This window comes from Streptococcus thalassemiae (assembly GCF_903645285.1).
GTDB lineage: Bacteria > Bacillota > Bacilli > Lactobacillales > Streptococcaceae > Streptococcus > Streptococcus thalassemiae.
Genome location: NZ_CAHJXN010000002.1, coordinates 283,281 through 308,164 on the forward strand (window position 1 = coordinate 283,281; position 24,884 = coordinate 308,164).

Annotated in this window: 22 protein-coding genes, 2 pseudogenes and 1 riboswitch; of the genes and pseudogenes, 8 read left to right on the forward strand and 16 right to left on the reverse strand. The window is 41.9% G+C overall.

The window, feature by feature from the left end; translation table 11 throughout:
• Positions 1 to 51: 51 nt before the first annotated feature.
• The 4 genes from spx to uvrA all read right to left on the reverse strand — a co-directional run bounded on the left by spx (position 52) and on the right by uvrA (position 7,535).
• On the reverse strand, positions 52 to 450 hold the full coding sequence (spx, locus tag HWX15_RS03990; protein WP_000591165.1) for a transcriptional regulator Spx: 399 nt from the start codon (positions 448 to 450) through the stop codon (positions 52 to 54).
• A 135-nt stretch (positions 451 to 585) separates the two neighbouring features.
• The gene (mgtA, locus tag HWX15_RS03995) at positions 586 to 3,246 is read right to left on the reverse strand and encodes a magnesium-translocating P-type ATPase (RefSeq protein WP_175880335.1); all 2,661 of its coding nucleotides are present in this window, start codon (positions 3,244 to 3,246) and stop codon (positions 586 to 588) included.
• A 194-nt stretch (positions 3,247 to 3,440) separates the two neighbouring features.
• Positions 3,441 to 3,592, reverse strand: a riboswitch (M-box (ykoK) riboswitch).
• A 57-nt stretch (positions 3,593 to 3,649) separates the two neighbouring features.
• On the reverse strand, positions 3,650 to 4,711 hold the full coding sequence (locus HWX15_RS04000) for a M24 family metallopeptidase (RefSeq protein WP_175880336.1): 1,062 nt from the start codon (positions 4,709 to 4,711) through the stop codon (positions 3,650 to 3,652).
• Positions 4,704 to 7,535 (reverse strand): excinuclease ABC subunit UvrA, encoded by a 2,832-nt coding sequence (gene uvrA / locus HWX15_RS04005; protein WP_175880337.1) that lies wholly within the window; start codon positions 7,533 to 7,535, stop codon positions 4,704 to 4,706. The genes HWX15_RS04000 and uvrA overlap by 8 nt, the downstream gene beginning before the upstream one ends.
• 131 nt (positions 7,536 to 7,666) lie before the next feature.
• Here uvrA and HWX15_RS04010 point away from each other — a divergent pair, with 131 nt between their 5' ends.
• From HWX15_RS04010 to HWX15_RS04025, 4 genes are all read left to right on the forward strand, one after another.
• A complete protein-coding gene (locus HWX15_RS04010) occupies positions 7,667 to 8,611 on the forward strand; it encodes a magnesium transporter CorA family protein (RefSeq protein WP_000815623.1) in 945 nt (314 codons plus the stop codon).
• A gap of 11 nt (positions 8,612 to 8,622) precedes the next feature.
• Positions 8,623 to 9,300, forward strand: a complete 678-nt coding sequence (locus tag HWX15_RS04015) for a DUF1129 domain-containing protein (protein ID WP_175880338.1) — start codon at positions 8,623 to 8,625, stop codon at positions 9,298 to 9,300.
• Between the two features lie 142 nt (positions 9,301 to 9,442).
• Positions 9,443 to 10,477 carry a S66 family peptidase gene (locus HWX15_RS04020; protein ID WP_175880339.1) on the forward strand — a complete coding sequence of 345 codons (1,035 nt, stop codon included), beginning with the start codon at positions 9,443 to 9,445 and terminating at the stop codon, positions 10,475 to 10,477.
• 105 nt (positions 10,478 to 10,582) lie between these two features.
• On the forward strand, positions 10,583 to 10,846 hold the full coding sequence (locus HWX15_RS04025; RefSeq protein ID WP_000166114.1) for a SemiSWEET family transporter: 264 nt from the start codon (positions 10,583 to 10,585) through the stop codon (positions 10,844 to 10,846).
• Between the two features lie 84 nt (positions 10,847 to 10,930).
• Here the strand turns inward: HWX15_RS04025 and HWX15_RS04030 are convergent, their stop codons facing one another.
• The 3 genes from HWX15_RS04030 to mutL are packed head-to-tail and all read right to left on the reverse strand — an operon-like array spanning position 10,931 to position 14,062.
• Positions 10,931 to 11,494 (reverse strand): DNA-3-methyladenine glycosylase I, encoded by a 564-nt coding sequence (locus HWX15_RS04030; RefSeq protein WP_175880340.1) that lies wholly within the window; start codon positions 11,492 to 11,494, stop codon positions 10,931 to 10,933.
• Positions 11,495 to 11,503: 9 nt separating this feature from the next.
• Complete coding sequence (gene ruvA, locus HWX15_RS04035; RefSeq protein WP_049525129.1) at positions 11,504 to 12,097, reverse strand: Holliday junction branch migration protein RuvA; 594 nt, start codon at positions 12,095 to 12,097, stop codon at positions 11,504 to 11,506.
• A gap of 15 nt (positions 12,098 to 12,112) precedes the next feature.
• Positions 12,113 to 14,062, reverse strand: a complete 1,950-nt coding sequence (gene mutL / locus HWX15_RS04040; protein ID WP_175880341.1) for a DNA mismatch repair endonuclease MutL — start codon at positions 14,060 to 14,062, stop codon at positions 12,113 to 12,115.
• Between the two features lie 206 nt (positions 14,063 to 14,268).
• Between mutL and HWX15_RS04045 the strand changes: the two genes are divergently transcribed.
• From HWX15_RS04045 to HWX15_RS04055, 3 genes are all read left to right on the forward strand, one after another.
• Positions 14,269 to 14,709 (forward strand): LytTR family DNA-binding domain-containing protein, encoded by a 441-nt coding sequence (locus tag HWX15_RS04045; protein WP_175880342.1) that lies wholly within the window; start codon positions 14,269 to 14,271, stop codon positions 14,707 to 14,709.
• Positions 14,706 to 15,164 carry a DUF3021 domain-containing protein gene (locus HWX15_RS04050; protein ID WP_175880343.1) on the forward strand — a complete coding sequence of 153 codons (459 nt, stop codon included), beginning with the start codon at positions 14,706 to 14,708 and terminating at the stop codon, positions 15,162 to 15,164. Before HWX15_RS04045 ends, HWX15_RS04050 begins: the two co-directional genes overlap by 4 nt.
• A gap of 215 nt (positions 15,165 to 15,379) precedes the next feature.
• On the forward strand, positions 15,380 to 16,642 hold the full coding sequence (locus tag HWX15_RS04055) for an NRAMP family divalent metal transporter (protein WP_175880344.1): 1,263 nt from the start codon (positions 15,380 to 15,382) through the stop codon (positions 16,640 to 16,642).
• A 284-nt stretch (positions 16,643 to 16,926) separates the two neighbouring features.
• Here the strand turns inward: HWX15_RS04055 and nrdI are convergent, their stop codons facing one another.
• From nrdI to HWX15_RS04070, 3 genes and pseudogenes are all read right to left on the reverse strand, one after another.
• Positions 16,927 to 17,397: a class Ib ribonucleoside-diphosphate reductase assembly flavoprotein NrdI gene (gene nrdI, locus HWX15_RS04060; protein ID WP_175880345.1), complete on the reverse strand. Its 471-nt coding sequence runs from the start codon at positions 17,395 to 17,397 to the stop codon at positions 16,927 to 16,929.
• A gap of 77 nt (positions 17,398 to 17,474) precedes the next feature.
• Positions 17,475 to 18,008 carry an ABC transporter permease gene (locus tag HWX15_RS04065; RefSeq protein WP_175880346.1) on the reverse strand — a complete coding sequence of 178 codons (534 nt, stop codon included), beginning with the start codon at positions 18,006 to 18,008 and terminating at the stop codon, positions 17,475 to 17,477.
• 60 nt (positions 18,009 to 18,068) lie between these two features.
• Positions 18,069 to 18,269, reverse strand: a pseudogene (locus tag HWX15_RS04070) (helix-turn-helix domain-containing protein); the annotation flags it as partial.
• 154 nt (positions 18,270 to 18,423) lie between these two features.
• On the opposite strand from HWX15_RS04070, the gene HWX15_RS04075 reads away from it, so the two are divergent.
• Positions 18,424 to 18,993, forward strand: a complete 570-nt coding sequence (locus HWX15_RS04075; RefSeq protein WP_175880347.1) for an MptD family putative ECF transporter S component — start codon at positions 18,424 to 18,426, stop codon at positions 18,991 to 18,993.
• 29 nt (positions 18,994 to 19,022) lie between these two features.
• Here the strand turns inward: HWX15_RS04075 and HWX15_RS04080 are convergent.
• From HWX15_RS04080 to HWX15_RS04105, 6 genes and pseudogenes are all read right to left on the reverse strand, one after another.
• Positions 19,023 to 19,261 (reverse strand): annotated as a pseudogene (locus HWX15_RS04080) (ABC transporter permease); the annotation flags it as partial.
• Between the two features lie 17 nt (positions 19,262 to 19,278).
• Positions 19,279 to 20,523, reverse strand: coding sequence for an MFS transporter (locus HWX15_RS04085; protein ID WP_175880348.1), 1,245 nt, complete (start codon positions 20,521 to 20,523; stop codon positions 19,279 to 19,281).
• A 184-nt stretch (positions 20,524 to 20,707) separates the two neighbouring features.
• Positions 20,708 to 21,445 (reverse strand): Rgg family transcriptional regulator, encoded by a 738-nt coding sequence (locus tag HWX15_RS04090; protein ID WP_254867336.1) that lies wholly within the window; start codon positions 21,443 to 21,445, stop codon positions 20,708 to 20,710.
• Between the two features lie 261 nt (positions 21,446 to 21,706).
• Complete coding sequence (locus tag HWX15_RS04095) at positions 21,707 to 22,399, reverse strand: methionine ABC transporter permease (RefSeq protein ID WP_175880350.1); 693 nt, start codon at positions 22,397 to 22,399, stop codon at positions 21,707 to 21,709.
• A 1-nt stretch (position 22,400) separates the two neighbouring features.
• Entirely contained in the window at positions 22,401 to 23,462 is a 1,062-nt protein-coding gene (locus tag HWX15_RS04100; RefSeq protein ID WP_069288539.1) for a methionine ABC transporter ATP-binding protein, read from the reverse strand.
• Positions 23,455 to 24,828, reverse strand: coding sequence for a M20 family metallopeptidase (locus HWX15_RS04105; protein WP_000231811.1), 1,374 nt, complete (start codon positions 24,826 to 24,828; stop codon positions 23,455 to 23,457). The genes HWX15_RS04100 and HWX15_RS04105 overlap by 8 nt, the downstream gene beginning before the upstream one ends.
• Positions 24,829 to 24,884: the final 56 nt, after the last annotated feature.

Below are 24,884 nucleotides of genomic sequence, written 5' to 3' on the forward strand. Positions count from 1 at the left end.
TTTTTGAGATTAAAATAGAATAAGACTGGGAGTTGCTCCCAGCCTTGATGTTTATAGAGCTGCACGCAAACGTGCTTCTGCATTTTCTACATTACGGACAGAGCGTGGTAGGAAGGCACGAATATCGTCTTCCTTGTAGCCAACTTGCAGGCGTTTTTCATCCACAAGGATTGGGCTCTTTAAAATTCTCGGTGTTTCCATAATCAGATTGAGGACTTCATTGACGCTCAAATCTTCAATATCCACTCCAAGGGCTTTAGCATAGCGATTTTTAGACGAAACGATGCTGGCTATTCCGTTATCTGTTTTGGTCAGAATATCCAGTAATTCTTCTCGCGTAATTCCTTCTTTACCAAGGTTTTGTTCTTTATAACTTAACTGGTGGGCATTGAGCCAGGTTTTTGCTTTTTTACAGCTAGTACAACTTGAGACTGTATAAATTTTAATCATGTACCTACCCCTTTCGCTACATGTTACTATCAGTTTAGTCTATTATACCATAAAAAACATCCGACTTGCGACCTATTTTTAAATTTTTTTGACTTTTTTCGTCATTTTCGTACTTTTTTCTTGACAAAATGAAATTCACAGCCATTCTTGATATTTCTTGATATAGATTTTTTTCACAGTTGTCACGCTAATCATATACAAAATAATGATGAAAAGTAAAAAGATGAAATAAATCGGTTTTAAAGGAGTTAGATGAAGTAGGCTAGCTAGTGGACTGTAGGGAAGGAAGGTCACAAAGGCTGCAGCCAATAAGGTTGTCACAAGGACTAGCCAAGCTGGACGACTTTGTAAAAAGGGAATTTTGGCTGAACGTAGCATATGTATAACCATGGTCTGTGACCACATGGATTCAATGAACCAACCTGTCTGAAACAAGACAATAAAGCCTACGGCCGACTCTGCCCCATGAACATAAACTTGACCTGTTGTCATGGGTACAATGATAAAATAGAGCAAAATAAAGGTCAAAATATCAAAGGCAGAAGAGATAGGTCCCATCCAAACCATGAAACGTGTGATAGACTTAGCTTCCCAGGTATGCGGATTTCTCAAAAAATCTTTATCCACCTTGTCAAAAGGTAAGGCAATACAAGACAAATCATAGACTAGATTTAGGATAATCAAATGGACTGGTGCCATTGGTAAAAATGGCAAAAAGATTCCAGAGACCAATAGGGATAAGATATTTCCAAAATTAGAACTCACTGTCATTTTAATATATTTAGTCATATTGGCATAGACCTTACGACCTTCAACAAGTCCTTTTTCAAGCACCATGAGATCCTTATCAAGTAGGATAACATCAGCTGTTTCTTTGGCAATATCTACTGCTGTATCAACAGAAATCCCCACATCTGCAACTTTCATAGAAGGAGCATCATTGATCCCATCTCCCATATAACCGACAGCATGACCATTGGCCTTAAATTGCAAAATAATCCTCGCTTTTTGGTCAGGAGAAAGTTTGGCAAAGACTGTTACCTCCTCTACGGCTTGGGCCAATTCTTGATCACTCATCTGATCAATTTCAGATCCAAACAGCATCTGATTGATATCCAAACCAACCTTTTCACAGACTGCTTGGGTAACTTTTTCGTTGTCTCCCGTCAAAATCTTTGTTTGAACTCCATGTTCTAACAGAGCCTTAATTGCTGGTGCTGCAGATGGTTTAGGAGGATCTAGGAAGGCTAAATAACCAGTTAGAATCATATCCCCTTCATCATCAACTGTATAGGCATGGCCTTCCCTCAAACCTGACTTATAGGCCACTCCCAAGACACGCAAACCTTGTTGATTTAGTTGTCTGACTTCTGCTAAAATTTCTTCTCTAATAGCATCTGTCAAGGGAGTAATCACTCCTTGGTATTCCGCATAACTGGAAATCGTCAACATTTCCTCTAGGGCACCCTTGGTTACCAAACTAACCACTTCGTGTTCATCCTTAACGATGACACTCATCCGTCTGCGTTCAAAATCAAAGGGAAGCTCATCTATTTTTTGAAAAGTTTGAGCCAGATTTTGGAGGATATCGTGTTCTTTTGCTTCCTTTTCAGTCCGTTTGATGATAGCTCTGTCCATCAAATTTTTCAAGCCAGTTTGAAAATAGGAATTAAGATAAGCTCGTCTCAAGACGGTCAAATCCAAGCGTCCGTGGATGTCCAAGGGATATTCTAGAACGATTTCGTCTTGGGTTATAGTTCCTGTCTTATCTGTACACAAAATATCAATCGCCCCTAAGTCCTGTATGGCATTGAGTTTCTTGATAACCACTTTTTCCTTGGCCATAATGATGGAGCCTTTTGCTAGACTGGCCGTGATAATCATAGGAAGCATCTCAGGTGTCAATCCAACACCAACACTCAAAGCAAATACGCCAGCTTCCAGCCAGTCACCATCTGTTAAACCATTGGACAAGAAAACGATGGGCACCATGACCAGCATCAAACGAATCAAGAGCCACGAAATACTATTCATCTCCCGCTCAAACGAAGTAGGCTCGTCATAGGTGTTCAAAGTCTGCTCAATGGCCCCCATCATGGTATCATCACCAACTGCTAAAACCACGGCCTTGGCACTACCAGACAAGACATTGGTTCCCATAAAGGCGAGCGCTTCTGCTTCTAGCAGACTATCAGATTGTTGAACTGTTGCCTTGGTCAAGGCCAATTTTTCAACCGATTCACTTTCACCTGTCAAGCCCGACTGTTGTACAAAGAAATCGCGCGACTCAAATAAAAGAAGATCTGCTGGAATCATGTCTCCAGCACTTAATTTAACCACGTCACCCACTACCAAATCATCGATAGGCACTTCTTGGATTTCTCCTTGACGAATGACAGTCGCTGTGTTGACAATCATTTTTGATAGATTGGTCGCAGCCTTATCACTACGGAGCTCTTGGACAAAGCGTATGCCACCAGAAATGAGGACTAGGACAACGATGATAATAGAAGTCGTCGGATCCTCTTGACCTGGTTTTGCCAACCAGACATTGGTCACCAAGGAAATCACGGCGATGACCAGTAAGATGATCGTAAAAGGATTGATAATGGATTCGTAAATCTTTTTGAGGATACTGTCTTCTTGACCCTTTGTGATGGTATTTTCGCCATATAGGTCACGATTTTTCTCCACCTGCTCCTCAGCCAAGCCTGTTAGACTTGTCTTATAAAAAGATAGAGTTTCGTTTAAAGATGTATGAATAGCTGTTGCTAATCTTTCTTTTGTAGTTTTCATTGGTTTCTCCTATCTGTATGAATGATGTGTTTCATACACAGAGACCAATCACTTTATAAGGGCAGAACGACACAAATCAGCGATTGGCTGTGTATGTGCGGTTCCGGATGGTCGTCAATTTGCATCGTCTATCTCCTTTCTTTGATTTAAACAGTAGAAAATCCCACCATAAAATGGCAGGATTAAAAAACTAGTTATCTGTTTTTTCGTTCAAGCTTTAACTCCATAGGGCAATGTAATGAGCTTAGTCTTGGCCTTCGCGACCAGGACTGTTGACCAACGAGTAGTGTCTCCACTGCTTTGCGGTAGTCATCCGTATCCCTATGGTAGCCTCACCTACCGTTTTCGTCTTTCAGTATAAACCTTTAAAATTTAAAAGTCAATCATTTGAGTTGTTTAACTCTTAAATAACTATCAACTCTTTTGGAGCTAGGGTCAACAATTCACAACCTGTCTCTGTAATCAGAATATCATCCTCGATACGAACACCATATTTGCCTTCGATGTAGATACCTGGTTCATCGGTCAAGGCCATACCTGCCTTAATAGTTTCTGTAGAAGTCTGGCTAAAGTATGGTTCCTCATGAATATCCAGTCCAATACCGTGTCCGATACCGTGAGTAAAGTAGTCGCCATAGCCTGCCTCGATGATAATATCACGAGGGATTTTGTCAAAGTCACGGAAACCTAAACCAGCCTTGGCTTGGTCAATCAAGGCTTGGTTAGCTTTTAGAACTGTATTGTAAATCTCTGCTTGCTCGTCGCTAACATGTCCTAGATAGATAGTCCGTGTCATATCACTGACATAGTGGTCGTAGAGGCATCCAAAGTCCATAGTAATGGCTTCTCCTAGCTCAACTGGTTTGTGCATGGGATGGGCATGAGGTTTAGAAGAGTTGATACCGCTAGCTAGAATGGTGTCAAAAGACAAGCCAGATGCTCCCAACTCACGCATGCGGAAGTCAAGGAAGTTGGCAATCTCAATTTCAGTCTTTCCTGGTTTGATAAAGTCAAGCGCATCGCGGAAAGCTTGGTCTGAGATAGAACAAGCCTTGCGAATAGCTGCAATCTCCGCTTCATCCTTAATCATTCGGAGTCCTTCGACAAACTGAGTTTGTGGAAGCAAGTCAATTCCTTCAAAGGCTGCCTGCATACGGTGGTAATAAGATACTGAAATCTCATCTTCAAAACCAATGCGAGACAAGCCCATGTCCTTAACAATTCCTGCAATGACAGCCAATTCATCACGATCAGCCACAATCTCAAAACCATTGGTTTCTTGCTTGGCTGCAATGATATAGCGAGAGTCTGTCACCAAGACCTGACGGTCACGGCTGATAAAGACTGTTCCGTTTGAGCCCCAAAAACCAGTCAGGTAATAGACGTTTTTAAGGTTATTGATGATGATACCATCTAGTTCTTTTTCTTGCATTTTAGCTAGAAATGCTTGTACACGTTTATTCATGATGTAACTTTCCTTTCAAATACTGTCCTGTGTAGCTGGCTTGGTTAGCAGCTACTTCTTCTGGAGTTCCTGTTGCGATGATGGTTCCACCACCGACACCGCCCTCAGGACCCAAGTCAATAATATGGTCTGCAGTCTTAATAACATCTAGATTGTGCTCGATAACAAGGACTGTATTGCCATCGTCTACAAAGCGAGCTAAAACCTTAAGCAAGCGAGCAATATCCTCAGTATGAAGACCTGTCGTCGGCTCATCCAGAATGTAGAAAGATTTTCCTGTCGATCGTTTGTGAAGTTCACTAGCCAGTTTCATACGCTGGGCTTCTCCCCCAGAAAGGGTGGTAGCTGGCTGTCCTAGCGTGACATAGCCTAGCCCCACATCCTTGATGGTCTGAAGTTTGCGTTGAATTTTCGGAATGTGTTGGAAGAACTCCACCGCATCGTTAACGGTCATGTCCAAGACCTGCGAGATATTCTTTTCCTTGTAGTGAACTTCTAGGGTTTCACTGTTGTAGCGAGTCCCGTGGCAAACTTCACAAGCCACGTAAACATCTGGCAAGAAGTGCATCTCAATCTTGATAATCCCGTCACCTGAGCAGGCTTCACAACGACCACCCTTAACATTGAAACTGAAACGTCCCTTTTTGTAACCACGAATCTTGGCCTCATTTGTCTGAGCAAAGAGGTCACGTATATCGTCAAAAACTCCTGTATAGGTAGCAGGGTTAGACCTCGGCGTTCGTCCAATTGGACTCTGGTCAATGTCAATCAAGCGGTCTACATGCTCAATCCCTGTTATGGTCTTGAATTTACCAGGTTTGTCTGAATTGCGGTTGAGTTTTTGAGCAATGGCTTTTTTGAGAATGCTATTGATTAGGGTCGATTTCCCTGAACCTGATACCCCTGTCACCGCGATGAATTTTCCTAGTGGGAAGCGAGCTGTGACATTTTGCAGATTGTTCTCACGCGCTCCCGTCACCTCGATAAAACGACCATTTCCGACACGGCGCTCTGTTGGCACTGGAATGGCACGTTTGCCTGACAAGTACTGGCCTGTGATAGACTTACTGTTACGAGCTACCTGCTTGGGCGTACCTGCGGCGACAATCTCCCCACCAAATACTCCCGCACCGGGACCAACGTCAATCAGATAATCAGCCTCACGCATGGTATCTTCGTCATGTTCCACTACTATGAGAGTATTACCCAAATCACGCATCTTTTTGAGACTGGCAATCAGACGATCATTGTCCCTCTGGTGAAGACCGATTGACGGCTCATCTAGGATATAGAGGACACCTGATAGGTTGGAACCAATTTGTGTTGCCAAACGAATACGCTGACTTTCCCCACCTGAAAGAGTTCCTGCTGAACGTGACAGAGTCAGATAGTTAAGACCCACATTATTAAGGAAGGTCAAACGGTCCTTGATTTCCTTGAGGATTGGGCGAGCAATGATGGCTTCATTTTCAGATAGAGTCAACTGGCTTACCAAGTCCAAGTGGTCTGCGATAGACAGGTCTGAAATTTCTCCGATATGTGGCCCTTGCTCACCACCTACACGGACAGACAAGGCCTGATCATTGAGACGATAGCCGTGACAAGTTCCGCAGGTCAGCTCATTCATGTAGAGGCGCATCTGGGTGCGCGTGTAATCGCTGTTTGTCTCGTGATAGCGACGCTTGATATTATTGACAACTCCTTCAAACAGAATGTCAATATCACGCACACCGCCAAATTCATTCTCATAGTGGAAATGGAATTCCTTACCATCAGACCCATAGAGAATCAAGTTCTTATCTTCTTCTGACAAGTTCTCAAAAGGCTTATCCATATCCACTCCAAAAGCTGTCATAGCCTGCTCTAGCATATTTGGATAGTAGTTGGATGAGATAGGATTCCAAGGAGCTAAGGCTCCCTCACGTAAGGTTTTACTGGCATCTGGCACTACCAAATCAGTATCCACCTCCAGCTTGATGCCCAAGCCATCACACTCACTACAAGAGCCAAAGGGAGCATTGAAAGAGAAGAGACGAGGCTCTAACTCTGGCACAGTAAAGCCACAAACTGGGCAGGCATAATGCTCAGAGAACAACAACTCAGAGTCATCCATAGTGTCGATAATGACATAGCCTTCTGCGATACGAAGGGCAGCCTCAATGGAATCAAAGAGACGACTACGGATACCCTCCTTGATAACAATACGGTCAACCACGACATCAATATTGTGTTGCCTGCTCTTGGACAACTCTGGCACTTCGGTCACATCATAGACTTCCCCATCCACACGGACCCGAACATACCCATCTTTCTGAATCTTTTCAACAACGCTCTTGTGCTGTCCTTTTTTCTTGCGGATGACAGGGGCTAAAATCTGCAAGCGTTGGCGTTCAGGCAATTCTAAAACCTTATCCACGATTTGCTCCACAGAAGAAGCCTTGATAGCCCCATGCCCGTTGATACAGTAAGGCGTCCCCACACGCGCGTAGAGGAGACGCAGATAGTCATTGATTTCAGTCGTGGTTCCCACCGTCGAGCGAGGATTTTTACTAGTCGTTTTCTGGTCGATGGAAATAGCTGGGCTGAGACCATCAATGGCATCTACATCTGGTTTTTCCATATTGCCCAAGAACTGACGAGCGTAGGCTGATAGACTCTCTACATAGCGACGTTGTCCCTCCGCATAGAGGGTATCAAAGGCCAGACTGGATTTCCCTGAACCTGACAAGCCGGTCACAACAACCAGCTTGTCTCGCGGAATCTCCACATCAATATTTTTTAAATTATGGGCACGCGCCCCATGAATGACAATTTTATCTTGCATTTTTGTTCTTTCTAGTCCATTATTGCTTACCATTATACCAAAAAAAGTGAGATTCTATTACCCAAAAGGCCGATTTTGTAGTATAATAGTACGGTGTGAAAAAATCTGAAAAATGAGAAAGGATAAGGGATATGAAACAAGTTTTTCTCTCTACAACAACTGAATTTAAAGAGATCGATACGCTTGAACCGGGTACTTGGATCAATCTCGTTAATCCGACTCAAAATGAATCACTCGAAATCGCTAACGCCTTCGATATCGACATTGCCGACCTCCGAGCACCGCTCGATGCGGAAGAAATGTCTCGTATTACAATTGAAGACGAGTATACCCTGATCATTGTAGACGTGCCAGTCACAGAGGAAAGAAATAACCGCACCTACTACGTAACCATCCCGCTTGGTATTATCATCACTGAGGAAACCATTATCACTACGTGTTTGGAACCATTACCAGTCCTCGATGTCTTTATCAACCGTCGCTTGCGTAATTTCTACACCTTCATGCGTTCACGTTTTATCTTTCAGATTCTCTATCGCAATGCAGAGCTTTACCTAACAGCCCTTCGTTCGATTGACCGCAAGAGTGAACAAATCGAAAGTCAACTGCATCAATCAACTCGTAATGAAGAATTGATTGAGCTCATGGAATTGGAAAAAACCATCGTCTATTTCAAGGCTTCCCTCAAAACAAATGAGCGTGTGATTAAGAAATTGACCAGCTCAACCAGCAATATCAAGAAATACCTTGAGGACGAAGACCTGCTTGAAGACACCCTGATTGAAACCCAACAGGCCATCGAGATGGCAGATATTTATGGAAACGTCTTGCATTCTATGACAGAGACCTTTGCCTCTATCATTTCCAACAACCAGAACAACATCATGAAAACCTTGGCCCTTGTGACCATCGTTATGTCCATCCCAACCATGGTCTTTTCTGCCTACGGGATGAACTTTAAGGATAATGAAATCCCCCTAAACGGAGAGCCAAATGCCTTCTGGTTAATCGTATTTATCGCCTTTGCTATGAGTGTCTCGCTCACTCTCTATCTCATCCATAAAAAATGGTTCTAAGAGGAGTTCCTATGTCTCAGATTGATCTACAAAAATTAACTAAGAAAAACCAAGAGTTTGTCCACATCGCTACCCAACAATTCATCAAAGATGGGAAAACAGACGCTGAAATCAAGGCTATTTTTGAGGAAGTTATTCCCCAAATCCTTGAGGAGCAATCTAAAGGTACGACTGCTCGCTCCCTCTATGGCGCACCGACCCACTGGGCTCATAGTTTCACTGTCAAGGAACAATATGAAAAAGAGCATCCAAAAGAAAATGATGATCCAAAACTCATGATTATGGACTCAGCCCTTTTCATCACTAGCCTCTTTGCCCTCGTCAGCGCCCTCACAACCTTCTTTGCGGCAGATCAAGCTTTCGGCTATGGATTGATTACTCTTCTATTAGTTGGACTGGTTGGTGGATTTGCCTTCTACTTGATGTACTACTTTGTTTACCAGTATTATGGACCAGACATGGATCGCAGTCAACGCCCACCTTTCTGGAAATCTGTACTAGTTATCCTAGCTTCTATGTTCCTTTGGTTGCTTGTCTTCTTTGCAACAAGCTTCCTACCAGCTAGCCTTAACCCAGTACTTGCTCCAGTGCCACTGGCTATTATCGGAGCAGTTCTCCTAGCCCTTCGCTTCTATCTCAAGAAACGCTTGAATATCCGCAGCGCAAGCGCAGGACCAACACGCTATTAAGAATAGAGAAAAAAGCAACTGCAGATGCGGTTGCTTTTTCACGGCTCTTTCTTGATTTAAAAGCATTCTTCTGAAATCCCACATAGCTCTATCTAATCTTTTGTGATAAAATAGGCTCAATCTATTTCTAGGAGGATAAAATATGATTTCTACTATTGGTATTGTTAGTTTGTCTAGTGGCATTATCGGAGAGGACTTTGTCAAACACGAAGTAGACTTAGGTGTCCAACGTCTCAAGGATCTGGGACTCAATCCTATCTTTTTGCCCCATTCGTTAAAAGGCTTAGACTTTATCAAGGACCATCCTGAAGCTCGTGCAGAGGATTTGATTCATGCCTTTTCTGATGATAGCATCGATATGATCCTATGTGCCATCGGTGGAGACGATACCTATCGTTTGTTGCCTTATCTTTTTGAAAATAACCAACTCCAAAAGGTTATCAAACAAAAAATTTTTCTTGGCTTCTCGGATACAACCATGAACCACCTCATGTTGCATAAACTAGGAATCAAGACTTTTTATGGTCAATCCTTCTTAGCAGACATTTGTGAATTGGACAAAGAAATGTTAACCTATAGCCTTCACTACTTTAAAGAATTGATTGAGACGGGAAGAATCTCAGAAATCCGCTCCAGTGACGTTTGGTATGAGGAACGAACTGATTTTAGTCCCAAGGCTCTGGGGACACCTCGTGTCAGTCATCCAAATACCGGTTTTGAATTATTGCAAGGAAATGCCCAGTTCGAGGGGAAAATCCTCGGTGGCTGCCTCGAATCCCTCTACGATATCTTTGACAACTCCCGATACGCAGACAACACGGAGCTCTGCCAAAAATACAAACTTTTCCCTGACTTGTCAGACTGGGAAGGAAAAATCCTCTTGCTAGAAACAAGCGAAGAAAAGCCTGAGCCAGAAGACTTCAAAAAGATGTTGCGAACTTTAAAGGACACTGGGATATTCGAGGTCATCAGTGGACTCTTGGTAGGAAAACCTATGGATGAAACTTTCTATGACGACTATAAAGAGGCACTATTGGATATCATTGACAGCAATATCCCGATTGTCTATAATCTGAATATCGGACACGCAACTCCAAGAGCCATTGTTCCCTTCGGAGTTCACGCCTATGTAGATGCAAAGGAGCAAGTCATTCGCTTTGACTATAACAAAAAATAAATAGTTTCTCTATTTTTGTGCTTTTGTATTCGTTTTCGTTACAATTTGTATCTGAATTTATTGCATTTCGCTAATTTCTATGTTATCCTTTTGAAGGAGGTGTATATGACAAAACAAAAAATTAATCGAATCGTAGGTTCTATTGGTGCCTTTATTGGAATTATAGTATTTATTGCCTACATACCTCAAATTATCGCTAATTTACAGGGAAATAAAGCTCAACCATTTCAACCTTTATCAGCTGCTATATCTTGCTTAATCTGGGTTATTTATGGATGGACAAAGGAACCTAAGAAGGATTGGATACTAATCATTCCAAATTCAGCTGGTGTTATTTTAGGTGGAATCACTTTTTTGACTTCACTCTAACAAATCTAATAGTATATATAAAAAGCTGGGAAAAATTTCTCAGCTTTTTTCTATATTCTCAGATATTCTAATTACCTATACTCACTAATTGCTGCTTTTCCACTCACAATCATTCTCGTGGTCATCAACTAGCCCTGCAGCCTGTAGAAAAGACAATACGGCGACTGGGCCTGTGAACTTGAAGCCTCGTTTTTTGAGATCTTTGGCTAATTTCTCAGATAAGGGTGTTTTAGCTGGGGCTTGGCGATAATCAGGAACATCGTTAACGACAGTTTTCCCCTCAACAAAAGACCAAAGATAGGCATCAAAAGAGCCGTACTCTTCCTGTAGTCGTAGAAAAGCTTGGGCGTTAGCGCGTGTAGCAAAAATCTTGGCTCTATTTCGAATGATGGCTGGATTATCCAGCAAGTTTTCCAATTCGGCATCTGTCATTTCTGCGACCGCTTGAATTTGATAGCCATGAAAGGCTTCTCGGAAAGCTTGGCGTTTGTTGAGTACCGTTTCCCAAGACAGACCTGCCTGATAGGTTTCCATACACAATAACTCAAACAATGCTTGATCATCATGGAGGGGCTGGCCCCACTCCTCATCATGATAGGCGATGTAGAGCGGATTGGTCATCTTGACCCACGAACAACGTTTTGTCATGCTCTGCTCCTATTTAACCAACATTTTAAGAGCCGACTTGATATAGTTCTCAGCTGTATCTGTCGTTCCTTCAAAGAATTTCTTGATTTTCTTGAGTTCGGTCGCCTTGTAGCCCAGTGCCAACATGGCTTCCATGGCTTCTTCCAATTCTTGGTTTTCAGCGCTTGCTTGCACTGCGACCTTAGCAGGAAGGTCATCTCCAGCAACTACTACCTTGCCTTCCAAGTCCAACACCATCTGCTGGGCTGTTTTCTTGCCAATTTTAGGAAACTTGGTTAAGTAGGTAATGTTCTTGGTTTCGATGGCTTGAACCAAGCCAGCATTGTCATCGGCAGCGATAATGGCCAGAGCTGATACAGGACCAATCCCAGATACCGAAATCAGACTGAGAAAGAGCTTTTTCTCGTCTTCTGAGCGAAATCCATAAATCAGATGAGCGTCCTCACGCACGACTTGATGCACATAAATCTGAGCCTCCTGATTAACCTGACCTGAATAGGCATAAGGATTGGCCACATGCAGGATATAACCGATACCATTGGTTTCAAGAACAATGTATTTAGCAGTGATTTTGGTAATGATTCCTTTTAAATATTCGTACATAGTTTTCCTTTTAGTTTAATATTTCCCTAATTCACGGAGACTGGTGTGATTTTCCTGAATGCGTCGGAACATCTTTTCCATATCCGACTTGGTAAAATGAACCAAAACAGGACGTCCGTGGGGACAGTTATAGGGATTGTCACATTGAGAAAGCTGATAAAGCAGCTGTCTAGCTGAATGATCATCAATACGATGGTTGGCCTTGATAGACCGTTTGCAGGACATCATAATAGCCAACTCTGCTCGATATTTCTTGATAGAAACTTCCTTGGTCAAAAGGAGCATGTCGCACATTTCATAGATGCCTGATTCAATCTCTTCTTCTGCCATCCAAATAGGATGTTCACGTAGAATAAATTGATTTTCTCCGTACTCTGCTAGAAAGACGCCCACTTCCTCTAAGAGAGGCATTCTTTCCTTGAGACGCAGGGCATCATCCGCAGGAAATTCAAAGATATAGGGCACTAGGAGTTGCTGCTGGCTCTGATCAACATTGCCAATACTTTCACGATATTCCTCGTACTTGACCCGTTCCTGAGCCGCATGCTGGTCTATGATATAAAGCCCATCTCGCCCTTGGGCAAAAAGATAGGTTCCATGCATTTGTCCGAAAAATTCCAATTCTGGGAAGCTTGATGATTCTTCTCGCTCCAGTTTGTCATAAGCCTTATCAAGACTGGCTAAATCTAGCTCTGGATGGTCTAGTTGGTCATAGTTAGCTGGCTTTCTCTCTGCAAAATGCAGTTTTGCTGGCTTGGTCAATTGGTCCAAGGTTTCTTTGGCAAACAGGGTTAAATCCTGTCCTTCCTCAGTCAATTCTACCTGATAATCAGCTACTTCAGCTTGACTAGGTCTTGTCGGCTCAGTTTTCTCATAGTAGAGCGTATTTTCTTTGAGTGGGAGAATAGTCTGCTCCGCCTTCTCACGATTGCGCACGGTCGATTTGGCAAGATTTTCCAAGGCATCAGGTATCAAGGTTTGCTCCTTGAGACTATTAGAAATAGCTTCTGAAACCAAGGCCATCAATTCTTTTTCCTTGGAAATCCGCACCTCTTGCTTGGTCGGATGCACATTGACATCAGCCAGATAAGGGTCAATATGGATATGAATGACAGCCAGTGGAAAACGCCCCACCATGAGCTTACTGCCATAACCGTCAAGAATAGCACGATTGAGTAGGAAATTCTTGATATAACGACCATTGATGAAGAGGCTGATATAGTTGCGGTTGGCTCGAGTTAACTCAGGCAAGGACACAAAACCTGAAATTTCGAAATCTAGGTCAGAGTTCTCAATTTCAATCATCTTCTTAGCACTCGCCAAACCGTAAATCCCTGCAATTGCTTGACGCAATTGACCTGTTCCCGCTGTTCGCGTCATTTCCTTACCATCACTAATCAAGCTAAAAGAAATCTCAGGATGGGCCAAGCCCAGACGGTTGACAATATCAATGATATGAGACATCTCCGCTTGCTGACTCTTCATATACTTGAGGCGGGCAGGCGTGTTGAAGAAGAGATCCTCTACACAAACCTTGGTTCCCACAGGACTAGTCGCTGGGATGACTTCCTCAACTTCACCCCCACGCGCGACTAACTTGGTTCCGTGACTTGCGCCATCCATCGCCGTCAACAGAGTCAAGACACTGACAGACGCAATAGAAGGCAGGGCTTCACCACGAAAACCAAGCGTCCGAATTCGAAAGAGGTCTGCTTGATTTTTTATCTTGCTGGTCGCATGACGACGCAGAGCCAGCTCTACCTCATCGTGGGCAATTCCATGACCATTATCTGTGATTTGAATCTTCTTGAGACCAGCTTCCTCAATCTCAATGATAATCTGACTAGAGCCAGCGTCAATGGCATTTTCTACCAGCTCCTTAACAACGCTAGCTGGACGCTCGATAACCTCTCCAGCTGCAATCTGGTTTGCCAGCACCTCTGGCAATTCAATAATATGAGACATTTTTCAGCCCCTTTCTATATCTATTTTCCTAGCAATTGATTAGTGCTATTATACCACATTTCAGATAGGACAGAAAAGTAAGCACCACATAGGAGCCAAATACCTCCACATAGACAAAGTCCCTTGCAAGGGGGCATAAAATAGTGTTTAATAAGGATATACAGGAAGTGATCACAACCTTGTATAACTGAAAAGGAGAGAAATTTATGAAAGTAGAACTACAGATTAGTGAAACTTACGAAGAGGAAAGACTGATTGTCCAAGCACCTCAGCCGACAGATAAAGTCCAAAAAGTCATCGAGTTCGCAGAAAATCTGGACCGAACAGAAAAAATCAAAGGGAAAATCGATAATCAGGTCTATCTCATTGAGATTGGCAAGATTCAACGCTTCTATATCGAGAATCGGAAGGTTCTAGCAGAAACCGCGAGTCAGACCTACAGCATTGATTTGCGACTCTATCAGGTCCTTGAACTCCTGCCAAGCAATTTTATCCAAATTTCCCAATCAGAAATCATCAATATCGACTTCATCTCTCATCTCAAGCTTACGCCCAACGGCCTAGTAGAAATCTTTCTAAAAAATGAAAACTTCACCTACTCTTCACGCCGTTACCTAAAAACCATCAAGGAGAAATTAGAACTATGAAAAAACAAGTATTTCACGACGCAGCCACCGGTGTTCTTATCGGCCTCATCCTCTCTATCATCTTTTCACTCATTTATGCACCGAGTACCTACGCACCACTAAATCCCTACTCTATCATCGGCCAAGTGATGGCTCAGTATCAGGTTCACGGTGCCCTGGTCTTGCTCTACTGCACACTGATTTGGGCAGCTATCGGTATTCTCTTCAACTTTGGTAAACGATTATTCAGCCGTGACTGGAGCATGCTCCGTGCGACGCTTTCCCATTTCTTCCTTATGCTGGCTGGCTTTGTCCCACTAGCAACTCTGGCAGGTTGGTTTCCTTTTCACTGGATCTTCTATCTCCAGCTCATTATCGAGTTTGCGATTGTCTACCTCATCATCTGGGCTATTCTCTATAAAAGAGAAGCTAAAAAAGTAGACCATATCAATCAACTCTTGGAGCATAGAAAGTAAGAAACTCATAATAAGCAAAACCGAGAAAGAAACTCCTCGGTTTTTCTTTATCCTGCTGCACCTTGCTATCATAGCAGTTATTTTCAGATCTTCTTTGTAAATTTTCTGTAATTTTCTATCTTTTTTCAAAATATTCTTGCATTTTCCCAAAGTTTTTTGTAGAATATAGATTACATATCCAGATTATTCTGAAAATTCAAAAAGGAGTATTTATCATGTCGCAAGCTATTTCCTTAAATCAATCAACCTGGTCAAGTAAACTAAAAGCAATGGGACCTGGAATCCTAATGGCTTCTGCCGCTGTTGGAGGTTCTCACATTGTATCTTCCACTCAAGCTGGTGGTTCTTATGGGTGGTCGCTACTCCTCTTGGTCATCTTAGCCAATATCTTTAAATATCCATTTTTCCGTTTTGGTGCTGAATACACAGCTGATACTGGAAAGACTTTGGTTGAAGGTTATGCCGAAAAAGGAAAACTCTATCTCTGGATTTTCTTTATCCTCAATGTCTTTTCGGCTATGGTCAACACGGCTGGTGTTGCCATTCTGTGCTCAGCTATCATCGCCAGCGCCTTCCCAATGATCGGTCTTAGCATCACTCAGTGGTCCCTCATTCTCGTTGCAATTATTTGGGCTATGTTACTCTTTGGAGGCTACAAACTCTTAGATGGTATGGTCAAATGGATTATGTCTGCCTTAACCATTGCGACTGTTCTTGCAGTTATCATTGCGGCGGTCAAGCATCCAGAATACAGTTCTGATTTTGTCGAGAAGACACCTTGGCAAATGGCAGCTCTGCCCTTCATCGTCTCCCTCCTAGGATGGATGCCGGCTCCTATTGAAATTTCAGCTATCAATTCACTTTGGTCAGCTGAAAAGAGAAAGACCGTCAACTTTAACACAGAAGACGCTCTGTTTGACTTTAACACTGGTTATATTGGAACAGCTATCCTAGCCGTCTTCTTTGTGGCACTGGGAGCACTGATTCAGTATCCTACAGGGCAGGCGGTTGAAGCTGCTTCAGCCAAATACATCTCCCAATTCGTGGGCATGTATGCCTCTGTTCTTGGCGAATGGTCCCGCTACTTGATTACCTTTATTGCCTTCCTCTGTATCTTTGGAACAGTTATCACTGTTATTGATGGCTATTCTCGCGTTAATCAGGAATCTCTCCGACTGCTAATCAGTCAAAAAGAAGACAATCGTAAATCTTTGAACATCTGGATGACCATCACTGCTATCATCGGTATCGTCATTATCAAGTTCTTCGCTGGTCAGGTGTCAACCATGCTCCGCTTTGCCATGATTGGCTCTTTCCTGACAACACCTTTCTTTGCTCTTTTGAATTATGCCTTGGTAACGCGTGAAAACAAAAATCTTCCTTCTTGGCTCAAACACCTTGCCATTGCAGGATTGCTTTTCCTCTTTGGCTTTGCCATCTTCTTTATCTACGCACTCGCAATCGGAAAAGCAGGTTAACTGACAAGCGCGAGATGAAGATAATACTCTTCGTAAATCAAATTCAAACCACGTCAACGTCGCCTTGCCGTACTCAAGTACAGCCTGCGGCTAGTTTCCTAGTTTGCTCTTTGATTTTCATTGAGTATAAGGTTGCATTTCAAGAGAAAATGCAGCAAATATTTCTATGATAAAAAGCATAAGAACAAGTTTTTGAAGACCTGAACTTATGCTTTTTTACGTTCTCAAAGACTGTTTATACTCAAAAAACAGTTGAAAAATCCCAAGCGCCTCTTATATTGACTTTAATTCTCCTTTTCCAACTCATACAAATCTGCGATAATCGCTGCGACACGTTTGATATCTTCCAGCATGCCTCGCATTTCAAAGTCAGCCAAGACAGGAAAGCCAAAACGTTGACTATATTGCTTGGCTGTCAGGCAGTATTGGTTATTAAAATTACGATTTCCTGAACCAACCACACCAAAACACTTACTAGCATTGTCACCATAGGCGATAAAATCCCCAACGGGTGTCGTCAAAATCTCAACATCTCCGTTATCAACGCCATTCCCACCTTCGAGGTAGGTCGGCAAAAAAGCGACATAGGGATGGTCCATTTCATAGAAATCGTGACCTTCCTTGACCAAATCCTTGATATGAATCTTTTGAACCTCAATCCCTTTGTACTGGGATAAGAGATGGTCTTTCAAGCGCGTCACAAAACTTTCAGTGTTGCCACTCAAACTAATATAAACTAAAGAAATTGTCTTCATATGTACCTCCATGATTTTATTTTTAATCGAAAAAGAACTACCAAGATTGTATCTTGATAGTTCTTTTTTGTCAATACTTAAGCAAGTTCTTCTGTTTCCTCTTCTTCTGCCAAGGCTTTCTGCTGACGCCACATCTTATAGAAGACAAGGGCTAGGAAGAGAATATTGATGACGATAGAGAGAATGCTAACGGCTTGTGAAATAACACTTATCCCTAAACGCATGGTCTCATCGTGAACCAACTGCACAGCGTCCTGTAAACTAACATAGCCATAAATCGAACCAATAATGGCTAGCAAAACATAGCCGACATAAGTATAGTTTGCATATTGCAAATTCTTACGAACAAGGAAGACAATCGCAACTACAACTAAAATAGCAGATAGCACAATCAAGGCCATATTAAAAATAGAATGAGTTGATTCTGCTACTCTATAGCTGTAATTGATGTTGTCTTCTAATTGCTGGGCACTGACCCCTGCAACTTGTTTCTGAGCGGCACGAAGGGCTTCTTTGCTAGGTAAGGGGCTCAACATTCCAAACAGAGACATTGCTGAAATAAGAGCAGACAAGATTAGCAAGACCCATAGATAAATCGGTTTCTTTTTCATGATAGAACCTCCTAATAATATTATTTTTATTATAGCACATTTTGTAAAGGAATACAAATCTTACAGTATCGTTTCTACCTGTTTTCGGTAGGCTTTTGGCGATTTTCCGCACAATTTTCGGAACACTTTATAGAAATATCCAAGGTTACTGTAACCAACAGCATAACAAATATCTTCGATACTGTCACTGGTTGAAAGCAAGAGCTGCTGGGCAGCCTTAATACGTTGTTTGTTTAGTAACTCTGCGAAGGTAGAATTGGTTTAAGCGTTACAGTAAAACAATCTAACCATCTACTATTAACAAATCTATAAAAAATTTAGTTTGACAAGCAAACAATAACACTTTCTCCCCATTTACAATCCCATCAAACCGTGGTACAATGAGAATTGTGAAAAAATTATCAGGAGACAATTCATGAAAAAATCTATCTTAACTACACTGCTTTTTGCAGTTCTTTACTTCCTCTGCATGGGGATTGGTGTCCTTTTGGGCAATCTCCTCGACCAAACTGGAAACATGTTTTATGCGCCTGCCTTTACTGCCCTTGTCGGCGGTAGTGTCTATATGATCCTGGTCGCAAAAGTTCCGCGCTTTGGAGCCATTACCACTATCGGCCTTGTCATGGCTCTCTTTTTCTTGGGATCTAAACACGGTGCTGGTGCCTTCCTTCCGGGAATTATCTGTGGCCTCCTAGCAGATGGAGTAGCTCATTTAGGAAAATACAAGGATCAAACAAAGAACTTTCTTTCTTTCGTTATTTTCGCCTTTAGCTCAACTGGTCCAATCTTACTTATGTGGATTGCACCCCAAGCCTATATAGCAACCCTTCTAGCAAGAGGAAAATCGCAAGAATATATCGACCGTATCATGGTCGCGCCAAATCCTGGAACTGTCCTTCTATTTATCGCAAGTATTGTCATCGGAGCCCTAGTGGGTGCCTTGATTGGACAAGCCTTGAGTAAAAAATTTGCGCAGAAAATCTAGTCAATAAAAAAGAGCCATGAGGCTCTTTTTTATTTATGGCTCAAGACTTAGTCAAGAAATCTCCCAAGAATTGGATCGCAAAGATAATAAAAATGATAATGATGGTTGCCAAGATGGTCACATCGTGATTGTAGCGGTTAAATCCATAAGCGATGGCCACGTTACCGATACCACCAGCTCCAACTGCCCCCGCCATAGCCGTTTCCCCAACAAGGGAAATCAAGGTCACAGTCGTCACACGGATCAAATCTGGAAGACCTTCTAGTAAGCCTGATTTCCCCTAGGTTAAAATTTTTTACCTGAAAAACTTCTTTTTTCTAGAGATAAAACCAACCCTATCACACTCACTACCAAAAATACCCACCAACAAAGGCTGATATCTTGCAAAGCTAAGAAGGAAAATACAGACATCCCCAAGGGTAATGTTAGGGAAAAAATCATACTCAAGAGATTATTACTTCTAGCTAATACATCCGCACTCAAATTAGACAATAACAGAGTATCTAATTTAGGCATTGATTTCGACATCAAATACATGACAAAGGCTAAGCAAACAACACCTACTAGAGGAGAAAAATCTAAAATATTAGCAGTAGCAAGTAATACAAACAGACTTGCATTGAGTGATAACAAGCTTGAAAACGACAATTTTCCAAAATAATCATTTGGGGTTAGGCTACCAAGAATAGCTCCTCCTAAGCTAACACATTCAATTAAAAATAGGGATTGAGCATAGCTGAGATGATAGATAGTATGGTCTAATAAGTAAAAGTGATAAATACCTCCAACAGCTCCTCCTAAAGTATTCATTACCAAAATGACAAGGATAATTTTAAGCAATGATTTACTTTCTCTCTGTCTAAATATATTATCCATGTCCGCATAGATTGCCTTAACTTGTTGAAGTAAACTAATCGACTTATCCTCTACACTTACAGACAAATACGTCAATTCTCTTCTATTTTTGAATAAAATGAGAGAAGATAGTAAAAAGAAGCCAGCATTCACAATTGCAACAAAAGAAAAATTTTGGTGGCTTGTTGTGAGTAACCACACTCCTAAGGCTTGACCTCCTAGATTTGATAAATAGGAGACAAACTGAGTAAAGGAATAAGCTTCATAGAGCTTATCTTCAGAAATATTATGCTGGATAATCGGCATACGAAGTCCTGCTGTATAATCCGATAAAATATCTGAACAGATATTAACCATACAGATAAAAGCAAACGTTACGAAGTTCTGATCATGAATCACACTAGCAATCAAAAGAAATAGGAGACTTTGCACACAACCAACCCAGATAATTGTCCCTGCTTTATTTCGAGTATGATCAGCCTTAATACCAACATAAAAAGTAAATAGGAAAGGTAAAATCGTAATCATATTCGCCATAAATACAGCTATATTTTTAAAGGGTAGACTCGCAGCATAAACGATAAATACCAGATTATAAATATAAGCTCCACTTGAGCTTAAAAACCTTGATAAGGTCAGTATTCTAAATAAATGATGTCTTAAGAATAGTTTCATAATAGGCCTTTCTCACATTTCAAAGAGTATTCTATTGAAATCAGTCTAACAAAAAAAGCGGGACTCCCCACTTTTTTGTAATATATTTTTTCTGAAAATAGGAACTCTAGCGCCTAGAAACTGCTAATTATCAATCCATCTACAAGCCTATTTATTTTTCATCAGTCGATGTAACGAGAATATATTACAAATCTTTATTTGAAAGCTGATTTGCAAAATAGTTTTCATAGTATCTTGCACCATCTATATACTCTAAATCTTGTAAGATTGTAATGCCTCTCTGGATTTTTTCAAGACCCTTATTTTTTACATTAAAAATAGTATCATAATACCCTTTAGCAATCATATAAATGATTTTAAGATAAGCTTGAGATTCTGGCAATTCTCGTTTTTCAATCTGAAAAACAAAATAGTCTGCTTTTAATTTATCCTTTTCCTCTATCGCTTTAAAAAGTCCATTCATCAAAATGGTATCGATACCGACTTTGTTACTAGGTAAAGAGCCTAATAAATCCGTCTTTTGTAACATCTCCCTAGAATATTTAAAATAAAGGGGCAGAGGAAACAAAGTAGAAATCGTTGAAAATAGTTCCAATTCATAATTTCCCCAGATGTCAATAGTAAAAAAATAGTCATAGAGAAAAGTCAGTTCTTCATCCGTTGCTCTTATTTCTGAATCAAAAAACACAAGAAGGCTTTTGATACGAATCATTTGTAAAAGATAGCTTGTTTCACCACTTGATCTATACTTTTGAGTCGTCTCTTCATACAAGGAATGGAGAGAATCAATCCCTTCTCTGTCATATAAATCCCAAAGATTTTCTTGAAAAGCCAAAACCTTTTTCTGAGAAAAACCACGTACCAAGTACATAAATTCATTCAAATCAGAGTGGATGTTATCTAGGGCAGTAATCAATTTCATAGATGATAAGTCTGCTTCTCCACGCTCAAATTTGCTCAGCATGGAATAAGTAAACTCTCCTCCCGTCGCCTCCTGTAGAGATACATTTCGACTCTTTCTCAATTCTTTAAAAACTTCTCCCAGATTTTGCATATTGACTCCCCACAATTCTTAACTCTCTAACTCATAAAAGCGACGATTGATAGCAACCAGTACAGAAAATTTTAAGTCTTGGCTATACGGCAACTCCTATGAATGATGTACAGATACCCTAACTCTTTTTTATTTATGGCTCAATTTCTTAGTCAAGAAATCTCCCAAGAATTGGATTGTAAAGATAATCAAAATGATAATGATGGTTGCCAAGATGGTCACATCGTGATTGTAGCGGTTAAATCCATAAGCGATGGCTACGTTACCAATACCACCAGCTCCAACCGCACCAGCCATAGCCGTTTCACCAACAAGGGAAATCAAGGTTACAGTCGTCACACGAATCAAATCTGGAAGACCTTCGGATAGATAAACACCTACGATATCCCAGAATGTCGCTCCGCTCGCTTGAGCCGCCTCAATAACACCACCATCTAGCTCAGCCAAGACAACCTGCACCTGACGGGCAAAGAAGGCAAAGACTGCAAAAGATAGCGGTACGATAGCCGCATTTGGACCAATGCTTGTTCCTACGATTAGATGAGAGAAGGGTGACAAGACTGCCAAGAGAATGATAAATGGTACCGCACGGAAAATAGAGGTAATCTTATCCAAAATCCAAAAGACAACCTTATTTTCCAAGACACCACCTGGCGCTGTCAAGACAAGGAAAAGGCCTGCCACTAGCCCCAAGAAACCTCCGATGATAAAGGACAGAACTGTCATATAAAGAGTTAGGTAGATGGCTGTTCCCCAGCCTGCTTGACCAGCCCAGCCCATTTTATAGACATTTGGTAAATAGGTTTGAATCAATGATCCCATCTTACTGTCCTCCCTTCAATACTTTTAGCTGTACGCCTGCTTGACGAATGGCTTCTTGGGCGCTTGCCAAGGCTTCTTTTTCCCCTGACAAGACCACAACTAATTCTCCAACAGGAGTACCATCTAGGATTTCGATATTTCCATAAAGGATATTAGCCGTTACTTGGTAACGCTTGTATAATTCATTCAAAAGTGGCTCGTCTGTTGAAGCACCTGCATACTTGAGTTGCACCAAAAGGCTGTTTTCAGACAAGTGTTCCACGATTTCTTGCTTCTCGATTTTGACCATGGCTTCGTCAATACCTGTAGCTGTTGAGATAAAGTCTTGAGTCAAAGGTTGTTTAGGGTCTGAGAAGATTTCAAGGACACTACCCTCCTCAATCAAATGACCATCCTGCATAACTGCCACACGGTTGGCAATATCTTTGACAATCTGCATTTCATGCGTAATCAAGACAACAGTTAAGCCTAATTTTTGGTTCAAATCTTGCAACAAGGCCAAAATCTGCTTGGTTGTCTTAGGGTCAAGGGCAGACGTTGACTCATCTGAAATCAAGATTTTTGGGTCATTTGCCAAGGCACGCGCAATAGCCACACGCTGTTTTTGCCCTCCAGATAGTTGTGAAGGATAGTTTTCAGCACGGTCTGCCAAGCCAACCAAGTCCAACAACTTAGCTACTTTAGCCTTCTTTTCTTCCTTGCTAAGTCCAGAGTGTTTAAGGGCAAAGGCTACATTCTCCTCTGCTGTCTTCTGACTCATCAGATTAAAATGCTGGAAAATCATCCCGATATCCTGACGTTTACGACGCAACTGTTCTGCCGTCAAGATCACCTTACCATCAAAAATCACATCGTCGTCAATGGTAATTTTGCCTGCAGATGGTTTTTGCAAGAGGTTAATTACCCGTACAAGGGTTGATTTCCCTGCTCCAGAATATCCAACGATTCCGTAGATATCCCCTTCTTGGATGTGAATGGTCACATCCTTGACCGCTGTGATGGTTCTCTTCTTTTGGTGAAAAGTCACATCGATCTGATCTAACTTGATAATATCTCTACTCATAGCTTCTAATCAGCTCCTCTACTAATTCAATATGGGTGTAATAATCGGCGATTCGCACATTTTCATCTCCACCGTGGTCTCGGCTATTGGCATTTCCTAGACCGAAGGCCACCATTGGCACCTCTAGGGCATCAAAGACCGTATGCATAGGCCCTGTCCCAGCTGTCGTCGGCAAGACTGAAACGCCCTGTGGATAGAATTTCTTGGCCAACTCAATCACATTGAGAATGGCTGGTGCGCTCATATCGCTTCGATAGCTCATCTCTCCCAAGGTATAGTATAATTCTACCTTATCAAAGCCATTTTTGTCTAGCTGTTTCCGAATTTTTTCCAGAACATCATGCGGTTCTAAGCCCGGAACCAGACGAACCTCTAGCTTGGCACTGGCTTCTGCTGGCAAAATAGTCTTAACACCCTGACCTTGATAACCTGACTGAATCCCTTCGATATTAAGCGCTGGCTCGAAAAAGAAACGTTTTAGAAAGGCCATCCGCTCCTCCTGTAAAAGAGGCAACTCCAATCCATAGATCCGACTAACTTCCTCTGGGTTTCGTTGACCATAAGTTTCTAGCAAGGCCATTTCTCGTTCATTTGGCTCTTGTACTTCTTCGTACAAACCTTCAACCAAGATACGGCCATCTGCAGCGCGAAGAGACTGTAAGGCTTGGAGGAGATACCAAGGAGCTGATTCCACAACCCCACCATAACTAGAGTGAATATCCACATCAGCGCTTTTCACCTTGGCATCAAAGGTCACAATCCCCTTATTGCCACCAGAAATTTCCAGTTGTTCCAAGGCATTTTTGGTCCCTTGTTCCCAGACCAACAAATCTGCACCACGGAGTTTATCCGCATGTTTTTCCAGATACTTATCTAGGTCTGTCGAAGCCGATTCCTCCGCACCCTCCATGATAAAGCTGATATTGACAGGCAGGTCATCGTGGTGCTGCATGTATTTTCTCAAAGCACTCAAACGAGCTGTGATATGACCCTTATCATCGTCAACCCCACGCCCATACATGAAGCCATTGCGCACCGAAAGCGTAAAGGGATCCTCTGTCCACACTTGATCTCCGTCCGCTGGCACAGTGTCATAGTGGTTATAGAAAATCAAGGTCTTGGCATCTGGACGCGAACTCTTGAAATGCGCCATGACAAAAGGCGCCGTGTAAGTCTCATCAATCTCCACTTCAGCCCCAACACGCTTGAAAATCTCACCCAGATAGTTTGCGACTTCCTTGAGTCCAACCTGCTGGGCAAAGACCGACTTCTTAGAAATCAAGGTACGCAAAACCTCAAAATAATGCTGGGCTACATGATCCTTTTCAAATTTTTCTATCTGTTCTTGTTCGCTAGGAAAAACCATATTCTCTCTACCTTTCTATGAACTACTCTTCCTGACAATCCATGCTCTATACAAAA